Source organism: Kitasatospora sp. NBC_01287 (genome assembly GCF_026340565.1).
GTDB lineage: Bacteria > Actinomycetota > Actinomycetes > Streptomycetales > Streptomycetaceae > Kitasatospora.
In genome coordinates this window covers 7,999,543-8,014,143 of record NZ_JAPEPB010000001.1, presented here as the reverse complement: position 1 = coordinate 8,014,143, position 14,601 = coordinate 7,999,543, and the positions used below count along the sequence as shown (strand labels likewise).

Sequence of the window (14,601 nt, the reverse complement as noted above, 5' to 3'; positions counted from 1 at the left end):
CAGAGCCGTGGGTGCCGGGCTCCGCCCGGACGGGTCGGATTCGATCCCTGGCACTCCGCTGCTGTTGGATGGGCGCCCGGTCCGCTGTCCGGGGGCGGGCCGGAGCAAGGGGATGGGAGCCGACATGGTGTCCGTGGGTGAGCGACTGAGCAGGACGCGGGAGCGGGCCTTCCTGGGGCGGGAGGAGGAGCTCGGCCGTTTCGGGGAGGCGCTGGCCGGGGATCCGCGGGCGCCGTTCGCGTTCTACGTCTTCGGGCCCGGGGGCATCGGGAAGTCGGCGTTGCTGCGCTGCCTGGCGGACCGGGCGCGGGCGGCGGGGCGGCCGCTCCTCGAACTGGACGGCCGCTTCGTGGGCCGGGATCCGGACGACTTCGAGCGGGCGGCGGCGCCCTTCCTGGAGGTCGCCGGCACGGTGCTGCTGGTGGACTCCTTCGAGCACTGCCAGTGGCTGGAGAGCTGGTTGTGGCAGCGCTTCCTGCCCCGGGCGGCACAGGACACGCTGGTGGTCCTGGCCGGCCGGCTCGCGCCGCAGCCGCAGTGGCTCGCCGATCCGGCCTGGGCCGGGCTGCTGTACGTCCGTGAGCTGGAGCCGTTCTCGCCGGAGCAGGCCCGGAGCCTGCTGGCCGCGGGGCAGGTCCGGCCCGAGCTGCGGGAGCGGGTGCTGCGCTTCGCCGGGGGCAATCCGCTGGCGCTCTCCCTCGCGGCGGCCGCGGGTTCGACCGGCTGGACCCGGGAGGAGGTCTGGGCGCCCTCGGCCGATCTGCTGCGCACCCTGCTGAGCGGCCTGATCGGGGAGGTGCCCAGCGCGGCCCACCGCCGTGCCCTGGAGGTGGCGGCCCAGGCGCACTCGACCTCGGAGGAGCTGCTCGCCGCGGTGCTGCCCGAGGAGGACGCCCACCTGCTGTTCGGCTGGCTGCGGGACCTCCCGTTCATGGAGTCCGCACCGCGGGGGCTCTACCCGCACGACGCCGCGCGCGAGACGCTGAGCGCCGATCTGCGGTGGCGCGCTCCGCAGGCTTTCGTGACGATGCGCCAGCGGCTGGCCCAGGAGTACCTGCGGGTGCTGCGCGAGGCGCCCGAGGAGCAGGTGTGGACGGTCACCGACGAGCTGTTCTACCTCTTCCGGGAGCTGCAGAGCCTGGCCCGGATGCGCACCTGGACGCGCGACGACGAGGTGCACGACTGCCCGCTGCGACCGGACGACATCGAGCTCGTGCTGCGGATGGCCGAGGAGGCCGAGGGAGCGGCGTCCGCGGAGCTGGTCCGCTACTGGATCGGGCGGCAGCCGCAGGCGTTCAGCGTCTACCGGCTGGTGAGCACGGGGCGGACCGTGGCGTTCACGGCCCGGCTGGTCCTGCCGGCCCCCGCCGACCCCCGGGACACGGCCGTCGACCCCGTCGTCGCGGCCGCCTGGGAGCACACCGCCGCCACCGCGCCGGTGAGCCCCGGCGAGCACATCGGCGTCAGCCGCTTCTCGGTCTACCCCGAGCGCTACCAGGTCCCCTCACGCGTGATCGACCTCAGCAGTTCGCGGGCCCAGGCGGAGGCCGCCCGGGCCCGCGGCCGCGCCTTCGGCTTCGCCGTCTGGCGGGACGCCGACGCCTGGGCGGAGCGCGTCAGCGGGACCCTGAGCGACATCGGCGCCCGGCCGCGGGTCGGTGAGCACAGCTACGGGGTGTTCGCCGTCGACTGGCGCCAGGTGCCCGTCGAGGCCTGGCTCGGCCGCTTCATATCGGCCGCCGACGTCCCCGCCCCACCCGGCCCTGCCGCCCTCTCGCGCTCCGCCTTCGACCAGGCCGTGCGCGAGGCGCTGGCGCACTGGCGCGACCAGGCCGCCTTCGCGGCCTGCGCCCTGACGCGCACCCGGCTGGCGGCCGACTCCACCGATCCGGTCGAGGAGCTGCGGGCCCTGCTGCGCGGCAGCGTCGACGACCTCGCCCGCGACCCGCGCGGTGTGCGTGCCCGCGAGGCCCTGGTAGCGGGCTACTTCTCCGGTGCGCCCACCCAGGAGGCCGCCGCCCGCCGGCTGGGCCTGCCGTACGGCACCTACCGGCGCCACCTGCGCCAGGGCCTGGACCTGGTGTGCGAGGCCCTGTGGCAACGGGAGCTGCACGGCCCCCGGTAGGCGCGCCCGGGGCCGCGCACCGCCGGCCGGAGCGGGCGGGCGGGCGCGGGTGGACAGGCGGAGTGGACAGGCGGAGTGGACAGGCGCGGACAGGAGTGGACAGTCACCGCCCCTGCCGGGCCTGGATAGTGGACACCGCCCCGCACGAGGCTGTGCGCCATGAACCTCCCACGCAGACAGCCGGGGCCGGCGCCGACACCGCCGATACCGCCGGCACCGCCGCCCGCCCCGCGGCCGGCGGCCGTGCTCGCGGTGCTCGCCGCGGCCCAGTTCACCGTCATGCTCGCCACCTCGATCGTGAACGTCGCGCTGCCGCAGATCCGCGCCGGGGTCGGCCTCTCGGACAGCGGCACCACCTGGGTGGTCAACGCCTACGGTCTGGCGTTCGGGGCGCTGCTCCTGGTCGGCGGGCGGGCGGCCGACCTGCTCGGCCGCCGACGGGTGCTGATCGCCGGGCTGGCGCTGTTCACCGCCGCCTCGGCCGCCGCGGGACTGGCCGCCTCCCCCGACGTGCTGATCGCGGCCCGGGCCGCTCAGGGCCTGGGCGCCGCCGCGATCGCCCCGGCCGCGCTCGCCCTGGCCATGAGCCTCTACCCGGCCGGCCCCGGGCGCGGCAGGGCGCTGGGGGTGTGGGGCGCGGTCTCCGGCGCGGGCGGGGCGGGCGGTGTGCTGCTGGGCGGCGGGCTCACCCAGGCCTGGGGCTGGCCGTGGATCTTCTACTCCGTCGCGCTCGGGGCGGCGCTGGTCCTGGCCGCCGTAGCCGCCCTGGTCCCGCGGACGGCCGGCCGCGAGGCCGGGCGGTTCGACCTGCTGGGCACCGCCGCCGTCACCCTCGCCCTGACCTGCCTGGTCTGGGGGCTGACCACCGCACGCGGCGCCGGTTGGACGGACGGCCGGGTGCTCGGCGCCCTCGCCACCGCCGCCGCGCTGCTCTCGGCCTTCGCCGCGCTGGAGGTCCGCCGGCCGAACGCGCTGATACCGCCGCGGTTGCTCACCACCGGCCGGGTGGCGGCGGGCAATCTGCTGATGGCCCTGCTGGGGTCGGTCTGGATCGCCCTGTTCTTCTTCCTGCCGCTCTACCAGCAAGTGGTCCTCGGCTCCAGCCCGCTGGCCACCGGGGCGGGGCAACTCCCGCTCGCGGCGGCCAACATGCTCGGCTCGGCGCTCTCCCCGCGCCTCTCCCGGCGCTTCGGCGCCACCGCGACCGTGACCGCGGCCCTGCTCACCGAGGCCGCCGGCCTGCTGTGGCTGTCGCGGATCAGCGCCGACGGGAGCTACCTCGCCGATCTCCTGGGTCCGAGCGCACTGGTCGGCCTCGGCCTGAGTGTCGCCTTCGTCCAGCTCACCGCGTTCGCCGTGGAGGGTCTCCCGCCGCGGGACGCGGGCCTGGCCGGCGCGCTGGTGAACACCACCCGCCAGGTCGGCGGCGCGGTAGGTCTGGCCGCCCTGACCACCCTGGCCGGCTCCGTCACCGCGCGGGCCGCCACGCACGAGCCCCGTCTCGCGGCCCTCACCGCCGGCTACCGGGCCGCCTTCGCGGTCTCGGCCGCCGTGCTGGCCACCACGGCCGTGCTCGCGGTGCTCCTCACCCGCCGCACCGGAGCGCGAACCACGGCCGACCGCCCGGCCGAGGACCGTCCCGACTCCCCGGGCACACGGTCCGACTCCCCGGGAGCCCGGCCCGGCCACCTGGTGCCGCGTCAGGCACCAGGGGCCGGCGCCGAACAGCCCGCCTGACCACCCGTCGCACCACCGCGCCGGCACGTTCTTCCCACCCCTACCGAAGGAGAGCCCCGCCATGACCGCCGACAAGCCCTACCTGACCGGCCACTACACCCCCGTCGCCGACGAGATCACCGCCACCGGGCTCACCGTCGAGGGCTCGCTGCCCCCCGAGCTGACCGGCCGGCTGATCCGCAACAGCCACAACCCCAAGCCCGGTGTCACGCCCACCCACTGGTTCAAGGGCAGCGGCATGGTCCACGGCATCCGGCTGCGCGAGGGCCGCGCCGAGTGGTACCGCAACCGCTGGGTGCACACCCCCGCCCTCGACGGCGCCCCCTACCTGACCGAGCACGGGCCCGACCTGACCGCCAGCGTCGCCGGCACCCACGTCATCGAGCACGCCGGGCGGCTGCTGGCGCTCTGCGAGGCGAACCTCCCCTTCGAACTCACCCGGGAGCTGGAGACGGTCGGCGCCCACGACTTCGACGGCAAGCTGCGCACCGCGATGACCGCGCACCCCAAGCAGGACCCGGTGACCGGGGAGCTCCACTTCTTCGGGTCCGCACCGTTCCCGCCCTTCCTGACCCACCACGTGGCCGACGCCAAGGGCGAGATCGTGCGCAGCGCCGAGATCCCGGGGGCGACCGCCTCGCTCAAGCACGACTTCGCCATCACCCGCCGGCACGTGGTCTTCATCGAGGGCAACGTCACCTTCGATCCCACCGAGCACTCGGGCATCCCCTACGGCTGGAGCGAGAAGCAGCCCGCCCGGATCGGCGTCATGCCGCGCGGCGAGGACGGCGCCCGGCACATCCGCTGGTTCTCCATCGAGCCGGGCAACATGCTGCACGTCGCCAACGCCTTCGAGGACAGCCAGGGCCGCGTCGTGCTGGAGGGCCCCGCCGTCGACCGCGCGGGCTTCCAGCTCTCGTGGAACTGGTGGGTCGGCGCGCCCGGGCGCGGCACCGAGCCCAACGCCCGCTCCTACAGCCGCCGCTGGGTGGTCGACCTGGCTGCCGGCACCGTCGACGAGCAGATCGTCGACGACCTGGCGGTGGAGTTCCCCACCATCAACGAGGACTACCTGGGCACCGAGAACCGCTACCACTACGCCGTCTCCTTCCCCGACGAGAAGGGATTCGGCGGCTACGGCGTGGTCAAGTACGACCGCACCACCGGTGCCCGCCGCGTCCACCAGGTCGGCGACGCCCGGCTGCCCAGCGAGGCCGTCTTCGTCCACGCCGCCGGCGCCACCCGTGAGGACGACGGCTACCTGCTCACCGTGGTCTCCGACCTCAAGCAGGACGCCTCCCAGCTGCTGGTCCTCGACGCGTCCGACCTCGACCGGGTCGCCACCGTCCACCTGCCGCGCCGGGTGACCGCCGGCATCCACGGCTCCTGGATCCCCGACAGCGCCCTGGACGGCACCGAGGGCTGACCTGCGGGCCGGGCGGGGCCGCGACGGCCACTCGTACGGCGCTCCGGCCCCGCCCCGCTCGTGCCCGCCCTCGCCCCCCTGGACCCGGACGCGCCGCCCGCGGTGTCAGTAAGATCCTCGGTGTCCAGGGGGAAGGGCGGATACGGCATGCGGATGCTGGGAACTGACGGCCCGACGCACGTGGGACCGTTCCGGACGGTCGGGGTGCTCGGGCAGGGCGGCATGGGGCAGGTGCTGCTCGGGGTGGCGGCGGACGGGCGGCTGGTGGCCGTCAAGCGGATCCATGCCGACCTGGCGGAGGATCCCGGGTTCCGCTCACGGTTCCGGCGGGAGGTGGACGCGTCGCGGCGGGTGTCCGGCGCCTACACCGCGCCGGTCGTGGCCGCCGACCCGGAGGCCGCGACGCCGTGGCTGGCCTCGGTCTTCCTGCCGGGGCCGACCCTGGGCGAGGCGCTGGAGGCGGGCGGCGCGCTGCCCGGGGCAACGGTGCTGCTGCTCGCCGCCGGGCTCGCGAGGGCCTTGGAGGACATCCACCGCGCCGGGCTGGTGCACCGGGACCTGAAGCCGTCGAACGTGCTGCTGACCGAGGACGGCGTCCGGGTCGTCGACTTCGGCATCGCCCGGGCGGCGGACCACGACACGAAGCTGACCCGCACCGGTGCGGTGATCGGCTCGCCCGCGTTCATGTCGCCCGAACAGGTCCTGGGTCAGGAGCCGGGACCGGCCGGGGACGTGTTCTCCCTCGGGGTCACGCTCGCCACCGCCGCCACCGGCCGCAATCCGTTCGCCGGGGACTCGCCGATCGCGCTGATGCACGCCGTCGCGCACGGCTCGCCCGACCTGGCCGCGCTGCCGCCCGGACTGCGCCGGATCATCGAGCCGTGCCTGGCCAAGGAGCCGGGCCTGCGGCCGACCCCGGGTCAACTGCCGGCACTGATCGGCCCGCTCACCGCGGCCGCGCGGCCCTGGCCGCAGACGGTGTACGCGCAGATCGCCGAGCGCCGGGCCGGGGCCGCCCAACTCGCGGCCGCGGCGGTCCCCGTCCCCGCGCCACCGCTCATGCCACCGCCCGCGCCCGCACCCGCACCCGCACCCTTCCCCCCGCCCGCCCCGCGGCGGGTCCGCCGGTGGCTGGTCACCGCCATCGTGGCCGGCGTGGCGGTCCTGACGGCGGCCGCCGCGGTGCTGGCGATCGGCCCGGCCAACGTCTACTACGACTTCTTCCCCGAGCCCGTGCCGACCCCCGGCTCGACCCCGCTCTCGCAGGTGGCGGACAAGTACACCAAGACCGTCCCGACCTGCGCGCAGGCCGGCCGCAGCATCACCGTCCCGTCCGGCTTCGGGGACGCCAAGGGCAACGTACCCGGCGTGTTCCAGAAGTCGGACGGGGACGGGCACACGCATCCCGAGACCGAGTGCGCCTGGGACACCCGCTCCGGCGACGAGATCGACATCTCCTGGGACCTCTACCTCTCCCGCACCGGCGGGCCCACCGGCGCCGCCCAGGCGAAGGAGAACTACGAGGGTGAGTACATCCGCGGCGAGACCCGCCGCGACCCCGGCCTGGACTTCGTCCAGGAGGGCCTGTGGCTGACCGCCACCGACGGCGAGGACTGCATGCTGTACACCCGGGACGTCAACCTGTTCATGATCGTCTCGATCAAGGGCACCCGCTACCCGAAGGGCGGTTGCGACGACCTCACCAAGGACCTGGCCCGCCAGGCGGTGGCCGCGGTGGTCTCGCTGTGAGCGCCCCGCACCCGCCGCCGGAGCGGGCCGGACCCTACGTGCTGCTCGCCGAACTCGGCCGTGGTGGCATGGGCCGCGTCCTGCTCGCCGTCGCACCCGACGGCCGGCCGGCGGCGGTGAAGCTGGTGCACGCCCGGCACGCGGCCGACGACGGCTTCCGCTCCCGGTTCCGGCGGGAGGTGGCGGCCTCCCGGATGGTCTCCGGCGCGTACACGGCGGCCGTCCTGGACGCCGACGCGGATGCCGAACAGCCGTGGCTCGCCTCGGTGTTCGTGGCGGGCCCCTCGCTGGGGGCGGCCGTGGAGGAGGCGGGCGCGCTGCCGGAGGCGGCCCTGCACCGGCTGGCGGTCGGTCTGGCCACGGCCCTGGACGAGATCCACCGGGTCGGGCTGGTCCACCGCGACCTCAAGCCCGAGAACGTCCTGCTCGCCGAGGACGGCGCCCGGGTCATCGACTTCGGCATCGCCCGGGCGACGCAGGGCGGGGAGGCCACCGAACTCACCGGCACCGGCTGGGTGGTCGGCTCGCCCCCGTTCATGTCGCCCGAGCAGGCGGAGGGCCGGGAGCTGACCGGGGCGAGCGACGTGTTCTCGCTCGGCTCGCTCCTCGTCCTGGCGGCGACCGGCCGCAGCCCGTTCGCCGGGCCCTCCGCGCTCCAGACGCTCTACAACCTCGTCCACACCGATCCCGACCTGAGCGGCGTGCCGCTGCCGCTGCGCGCGGTCGTCGCCCGCTGCCTGGCCAGGACCCCGGCCCAGCGGCCCTCGCCGGCCGAACTGCTGGCCCTGCTCGGCCCGGTGGCCCCGGTGCCGCGGCCGTGGCCGCCCGCCGTGCACCGGCTGATCGACGAGCGGCGGGCCCACGCCGAGCGCCTGCTCAGCGGCGCCCCGGAGCGGACGCTCGTGCTGCGGGGCCCCGCCTCCGCCGTCCCGCCGACGGCGCTGCGCACCGCCTACGACGTCCCCGCCGCGCCCGCGCCCCGGCGCGGCCCGCGCCCGATGGCCTGGGCGGCGGCGGGCGTGCTGCTCGCGGCGGGCCTCGGCACGGGCTGGTACCTGCTGCGGCACAAGGACGGCGGCGGCCTGCCCGACGCCTACCTGACGGCGCCGGTCTGCGCGGAGGCCGGGCCCTCGCTGCCGGTGCGGGAGCAGCGGCGGCCGGACGAGGACGTCTACACCGAGGAGGGGGACTACGCGACGACCCAGTGCTCCTGGTTCGGCAAGGACCAGCCGATGGCGGACGGGTGGAACTCCGCCGCCGACGCGATCGTCTCCTGGGACCTGCGCCGGTCGGGTGACAGCGGCAACGGCACCGAGGCCGCGCGGAAGGAGTTCGGCGGCGGCACCGACGGGGAGCGCCCCGAGAAGGGCCTCGGCTTCGGCGACGAGGCGTACTGGCAGGACGCCACGACGGACGGCCCGACCTGCCAACTCAACGTCCGCACCGGGAACCTGACCATCCGGGTCCACCTGGTCCGCGCCGAGTACCCCGACTGCGAGGCGCAGGCCGAGGTGATCGCGAAGGCCGCTCTGGCGGCCATGCCACCGCGCACCAGCTGACCGGGCCTGGCCCGCGAGGTCAGGCCAACAGGGCGTTCAGGCCGAGCGCAGGTTCACGCGATCAGGAAGGAGACGCGGACCGAGAGGTCGGAGTCCCAGTCGACCTCGCCGCGCAGCTGCACGGTGCCGTTGCCGGGCGCGACGTTGTGCACCGTCAGGGTGGCATCGCCGACGAAGGGCAGGTTGCTGCCGTTGGCGAGCTCCGTCATCGACACCATGACCACGCTGTCGCTGGTCACGCCCGGGACGGTGAACGTCAGTTTGAAGACTCCGTGGATCCCCAGATCGTAGATGTAGGTCCCGGTCTGCGCCGCGGTTACCGGCGTGACCTGGAGGGGCTCACTCATGACCCGACACCTCTCGTGTGGACAACCGAACGGATGCCGCGCGGCCAAGTTGCGCGCGACCAAGTGCCGCGCGGTCAAAGCTTCGCATCCGTACGAAGATTGGCAGCGCACGTACCGCACGGGCAATGCGCGCCGGCGGATTTGATCCGTACGAGTGAACAAGCCGCCACGGCCGTGCGCCCCGCGACGACCGATCGGTCGTCGCGGGGCGCACGGTCGAGCGGTACCGGCCTAGCGGTACCAGGGGCCTAGCCGGTCCTCTTCCAGGGACCGTTCGCGGTGCCCGGGGCCTGGTTCCGGGTGTACCACCGCGCCTGGTAGGTGCCACCCTGGTAGGTGACCTGGGCTCCGGAGTCGTAGACCGTGGTCGGCGTCCAGGCGGCGACCCCGTTCGGGCCCAGGGGTGCCTGCTCCTCCCAGGGGCCGGTCACCGAACCCGGGGGCTGGTCGCGGGTGGACCAGTCGGCCTTGAAGGTCCTGCCCTCGTAGACGGCCAGGTCACCGGCCTTGAAGGTCCGCGAGGCCGTCCAGAGCGCCGTACCGTCCTCGGTCATGGCGAGTTGCTGCCACGGACCCTGCGGGTCGCCGGGCTGCTGGTTCCTGGTGTACCAGGAGGCCGTGTACTCGGCGCCCTGGTAGGAGACCTTGGCACCGGAGTCGTAGACCGCCGAGGCGCTCCAGGCCGGGGGCAGGCCGACGGTGACGACCAGCGTCTGGGTCACCGGGGTGAGCAGGTCGCTGCCCGCGTAGGAGGCGAGCAGGACGTGGCCGCCGGCGGCCAGGCCGACCGGCAGGGTGAAGGCCGCCGTGCCGTTCGCCAGGGCGGCCGATCCGCGCGCGGTGCTCCCCTCGGTCAGGGTGACGGTGCCGGTGGCGGGCAGGCCAGGGGAGCTGATCGCCACCGTCACCGTGGCCGCCGTGCCGTAACTCGCGGCCGGGGCACTCGTGGTGATCGCCGGGGCGACGGGGGCGATGGCGGGGACGACCAGGTGGTGCGGCGGCTCACCGTTGCCGGCCGTGTCGGTCGAGCGGTAGGAGACGGCCTGGTCGGTGAAGAGCGGCTGCACGGTGAAGGGCCCGGTGTAGGCCGTCCAGTCGCCGCTCCCGAGCTGGTACTCGGTGCGGGCCACGCCCGAGCCCGCGTCGGTGGCGATCAGGGTCACCGTCACCGGCGCGATGATGGTCGCGCCCGGCGCCGCGGCGGCGGTGGTGCTCGGCGCGGTCCGGTCGACCCGGACCGGCACGGCGACCGGGGCACTGACGTGGCCCGCGTCGTCGGTGGCGCGGAACTGGTACGTCAGCTCGCCGTCGGGGGCGGAGAGCGGCCCGGTGTAGGCCGTCCAGTCACCGGTGCCGGTGCGGTATTCGATGGCCGGCGCCGTGCCGGAGTCGTCGACCGCGGTGGCCGTCAGGGTCGGGGCCGAGGCGTACCAGCCGTTCCGGCCGTCGGCCGTGCCGGGGCTCACCGCCGTGGTGAGGACCGGTGGCAGGTCGGGCGAGGTGATGACGACCGTGGCCCGCGCCGTCGCGGTGAAGCCGTGGTCGTCGGTCCCGGTCACCGTCACCGGGTAGCTGCCGGTCGCGCCGGTGTCGACCTGGGAGAGGTCGACACCGGTGGTGCCGGTGGTGTCGAGCGTCGCGCCGAGTCCGTCGAGCACCGCCGCCTGGGTCAGGCCGAGGCCGGGCAGCGGGACCGAGCTGTGCGCGAGCGTGATGGTGACGACCGGCACCACCTGCACGGTCACCGCGACCGGGTCGGAGACGTAGCCGTTGCTCGCCGCGGTCACCAGCACGGTGTAGTGCCCCACCGTGCCGTAGTCCACGTGGCCGGCGTCGACGGTGACGCTCGCGTCGGCGGGGTCGGTGCTGACGCCGATCGCCGCGCGCAGGGCGTCGGCGCTCGGCCCGTGGCCGACCTGGTAGACCAGCGCGCTCGTGGCCGTGCTGACGGTCGGGGCCGGGGTCGCCGGCAGCGGGGTGCCGAGCGTGAAGGTGGTGACGACCGCGGTGTGGTCGCTGGTCCACGCGTTGGTGTTGGTGTCGGTGGCCGAGGGCCAGCCGGCGACCAGGGTGTTGGAGCCGAGCACGTGCAGGTCGCTGCCCGCGTAGTCGACGTAGTCGATCCGGTCCTGCGGCTCGGCGGCGCCGGTGGCCGGGTCGACCGGCTCGATCGGCGACCAGGTGTTCCCGGGCGCGGCCGCCGGATCGGGGTTCGCCACCCGGAAGGAGTCGGCCAGGCCCGTGCCGGTGACGGCGTCGGGCACCGGCCAGTCGACGGCACCGATGCCGCAGTGCGCGGCGGCGGTGGCCGAGGTCCAGTCGGCGGCCGACGGGGAGGCGAGGTCGCCGAGCAGCAGCACCGGCGTGCCGCCGGCCGCGGCGGCGTCGGGCCCGATGGCGGCGGCGATCGCCTGGGCCTGGGCGTAGCGGGTGGCACCCTTCTCGGCGGCGGTGATCGCCGCCGCGTCGGTGCCGGGCTTGGCGCAGGCCTGCTCGGGTCCGTAGGCGCTCTCGTCGAGGGCGGCGTCCCAGACCCGCACGTCGCGGCCCGCCACGTTGACGGTCACGCCCACGGCGGGGGCCGCGCCGGTGGCGGCGACGACGCCGGCGGCGGAGATCGGCCAGGCGGAGACGATGCCGAGGCCGCCGGTGCCCTCGTAGGCGTGCCAGCCCAGTGCCTGGGCGAGTTGCTGTGCGAGGGTGCCGCCGTCCTCCTGGACGCCGATCACGTCGAGGCCGTTGCCGGCGATGACGGCCAGGTCCTTCAGCCGAGAGTCGTCCACGTGCGTGCCGGCGTCCCAGAGGTTCCAGGTAGCGGCGGCGAGCTGCGGGGCGTCTCCGGCGGCGAGGACCGGGACCTCGACGGTGATCGTGGAGGAGGTGGTCCCGTCGGTGGCCCGCACGGTGATCGTGCCCGGGTGCTGGGGCGCGGTGCCCGGCGCGGTGCCGCTCACCACCCCGTTCGCGTCGACGGTGAGCCAGGGGTCACCGCCGGCCTTGGTGTAGGAGGTGACGGTGTCGCCGTGCCACAGGCCGGCCACCGGCTGCGTGACGGCGGTGTTCACCCGGGCCGGCGGGGCGTGGAAGGTGTCGGTGACGAAGCCCGCCGGCAGGGTGGAGACGGGGGCCTGCACGTCGACCGTCGACTCGTCGGGCAGCGCGGTGGCGGCCGGCTTGGTGGCGTTGTAGTCGTTCGCCACCTGGGCCGCCGTGAGCGGCTGGTTGTAGAAGTCGAAGTCGTCGACCAGGGCGTCGACGGAGGCGGCGTAGGCGCCCGTGCCGTCCTGGCCGATGGTGAACGGCAGGCCGGAGGCGAGGTTGGTCGCGGCGGTCAGCTGGCCGGCCGAGGAGGTGGTGACCAGCGTGCCGTCGACGTAGTAGCTCAGTGTCTGCGCGCCGCGGTCGACCACCACGGTGAGGTAGTGCCAGTTGCCCTGCAGCGCGGTCGGGCTGGTCGCCGAGTACTGGCGCGTCGTCCCGGTGGGCTGGCCCCAGCAGGCGCGCGTGGTCGAGGTGCCGGAGAGGTGGTAGAGCGAGGTGCCCGGGTTGTAGCAGGCGCTGGAGTCCTGGTTGCTGACCAGGGCCGAGTCGGAGGTCTCGCCGTACTCGCCCCACCAGGTGGAGAAGGAGAAGCTGCCCGAGCCGTCGGTGCGGCCCGCCGTGACCGGCAGCTGGATGAAGTTGCTCCCCGCGCTGACGTGGGCGGCCAGACCCGACAGGCCGCCCTTGGCGTAGGTGGCGGCGCCCTTCCAGGAGGCGTTCCCGCCCTGGCCCGAACTGTCGCTGACCACAGCGTTCTTGTCGGCGTCGAAGTCGTAGGAGGCGACCGGGGCGGCGGTGTCGCCCGCGGCGCGGAAGCGGCCCCAGACGGCGTAGAGGGTGACCTGCGCGCCGGCCGTCGCGGTGAGGTCGTCGACGCGCTGGCCCGCGGTGTAGGCGAGCGGGCCGGTCGGGCTCGTCGCCCAGCCGAGGAAGCCGTAGCCGGCGCGGGTGAAGCCGTTCGCGGTCAGCGCGGCGCCCTGGTCGTAGCTGAACTGCTGCGCGGGGGTGGCCCCGCCGGTGGCGCCGTTGCCGTCGAAGACGACGCCGTACGGGTTGGCCGAGGACACCGCCTTGATGACGGTGTTCTGCGCGGGCATCGTGAAGCTGCCGTCGGCGGCGATCACCAGCCCGGCGGGGCTGACGGCCTGCCAGGTCGAGGAGTAGCCCGTCGCGGGGGCGGCGCTCAGGGTGACGGTGGAGCCGGGGGCCGCCCAGCCCGCCGCCGGGTCGGCGGAGGTGCTCACCGTGACGTGACTGTCGCCGGTGGCGGTCACCGCGAAGGCGCCGGCCGGGGCCCAGCGCGCGTAGAGGGTGATGCTGCCGTTGGCGGTGGCGGTGAGATTCTTGACGGCGGCCTGGTCGGCGTAGCGCGGCGCGCCGCTGGGGGTGGTGCTCCAACCGGCGAACTGCTTGCCGGTGGCGGTGAAGCCGTTCGCGCTCAGCGTGGCGGCCTGGTCGTAGGTCAGCGTCTGCGCGGCCGTCGTCCCGCCGTCCGCGCCGTTGCCGTCGTAGCTGACGGCGTAGGTGTCGGGCGCGAAGGTGGCCTGGACCGTGACGGCGCTGCCGGGCGCGGTGAACGTGCCGTCGCCGTTGACCGCCGGCATGGACGGCGACACCGGGACCCACGCCTTGAACGAGTAGCCGGTGGCGGGCGTCGCGGTGAGCGTGTCGGTGGTGCCCGCGGCCGGCGCGAGCACGGACGCCGTGCCCCAGCCGTGGCCGTCGTCGGTGACGGTCACCGGGAAGTGGGTGGCCGGGTTGGTGGCCGCGTAGTCGGCCGCGATCTGGGTGGCGCTGACGGCCTGGTCGTAGAAGTCGAAGTCGTCGACCAGCGCGTCGTCGGTGGCGCTGTACGCGCCGGTGCCGTCCTGGCCGATCCGGATCGGGCTGCCGGAGTCGAAGTTCGCGGCCGTGCTGCCGGAGATCGTCGAGGTGGTCGAGGAGAGCGCGCCGTCGACGTAGTACGAGTAGGTGTGCGCCGTGCTGTCCTGCACCACCGCGAGGTGGTGCCAGCCGTTCTGGATCGAGGTGGTGCGGGTGGCGCTGTACGTCTTGGTGGTGCCCACGCCGTAGCAGGAGCGCTGCTGGTAGCCGCCGCTGAGGTGGTAGAAGGTGAAGCCGGCGTTGGCGCAGGAGGCGAAGTTCTGGTTGGCGACCAGCGGGGCGTCGGCCGTCTCCGCGTTGTCGTACCACCAGGTCTCGAAGGAGAAGCTGCCCGAGCCGTCGGTCTGGCCCGCCGTCTTCGGCAGCGTCACGAAGTTCTTGCCGGCGCTCACGTGCAGCGCCTTGCCCGAGACCCCGGCCGCGTAGGCCGGAGTGCCGCTCCAGGTGCCGTTGTTGGCGTGGCCCGAGCTGTCGGCCACGGTGGTGCCCGAGTCGTTGTCGAAGGTGTACGACACCACCGGCAGCACGGAGTCGCGCGAGTCGTAGGCCGGGTCGGCCGTCGCCGGTGCGGCCAGTGACAGGGCCAGACCGGCGAGGGCGAGGGTGGTGGAGAGGGCGGCGGCCGACAGCCTCCGCAGCGGGCGGTGCGATGGCGGCGGTAGGGGTTGGCGGGGTCGGCGGGGTGTGCGCGGCCGAACGGCCATGGAGCGCTCCAGGGGAGGGGGTTGCGGG

The 14,601-nt window shown here is 74.9% G+C and carries 7 protein-coding genes; 5 read left to right on the top strand and 2 right to left on the bottom strand.

Annotated features, from left to right (window positions below):
• Positions 1-124 precede the first annotated feature (124 nt).
• From OG455_RS34170 to OG455_RS34150, 5 genes are all read left to right on the top strand, one after another.
• Positions 125-2,125 carry an ATP-binding protein gene (locus OG455_RS34170; RefSeq protein WP_266300166.1) on the top strand — a complete coding sequence of 667 codons (2,001 nt, stop codon included), beginning with the start codon at positions 125-127 and terminating at the stop codon, positions 2,123-2,125.
• A 159-nt stretch (positions 2,126-2,284) separates the two neighbouring features.
• Positions 2,285-3,862 (top strand): MFS transporter, encoded by a 1,578-nt coding sequence (locus OG455_RS34165; RefSeq protein WP_266300165.1) that lies wholly within the window; start codon positions 2,285-2,287, stop codon positions 3,860-3,862.
• Positions 3,863-3,923: 61 nt separating this feature from the next.
• A complete protein-coding gene (locus OG455_RS34160) occupies positions 3,924-5,288 on the top strand; it encodes a carotenoid oxygenase family protein (protein WP_266300164.1) in 1,365 nt (454 codons plus the stop codon).
• A 153-nt stretch (positions 5,289-5,441) separates the two neighbouring features.
• Entirely contained in the window at positions 5,442-7,037 is a 1,596-nt protein-coding gene (locus tag OG455_RS34155; protein WP_266300163.1) for a serine/threonine-protein kinase, read from the top strand.
• Positions 7,034-8,596, top strand: a complete 1,563-nt coding sequence (locus tag OG455_RS34150; RefSeq protein WP_266300162.1) for a serine/threonine-protein kinase — start codon at positions 7,034-7,036, stop codon at positions 8,594-8,596. The genes OG455_RS34155 and OG455_RS34150 overlap by 4 nt, the downstream gene beginning before the upstream one ends.
• Positions 8,597-8,649: 53 nt before the next feature.
• On the opposite strand, the gene OG455_RS34145 is transcribed toward OG455_RS34150, so the two are convergent.
• Together OG455_RS34145 and OG455_RS34140 are read right to left on the bottom strand one after the other, a co-directional pair.
• Positions 8,650-8,943, bottom strand: coding sequence for a hypothetical protein (locus OG455_RS34145; RefSeq protein ID WP_266300161.1), 294 nt, complete (start codon positions 8,941-8,943; stop codon positions 8,650-8,652).
• Between the two features lie 248 nt (positions 8,944-9,191).
• A complete protein-coding gene (locus tag OG455_RS34140) occupies positions 9,192-14,573 on the bottom strand; it encodes a LamG-like jellyroll fold domain-containing protein (RefSeq protein ID WP_266300160.1) in 5,382 nt (1,793 codons plus the stop codon).
• Positions 14,574-14,601: the final 28 nt, after the last annotated feature.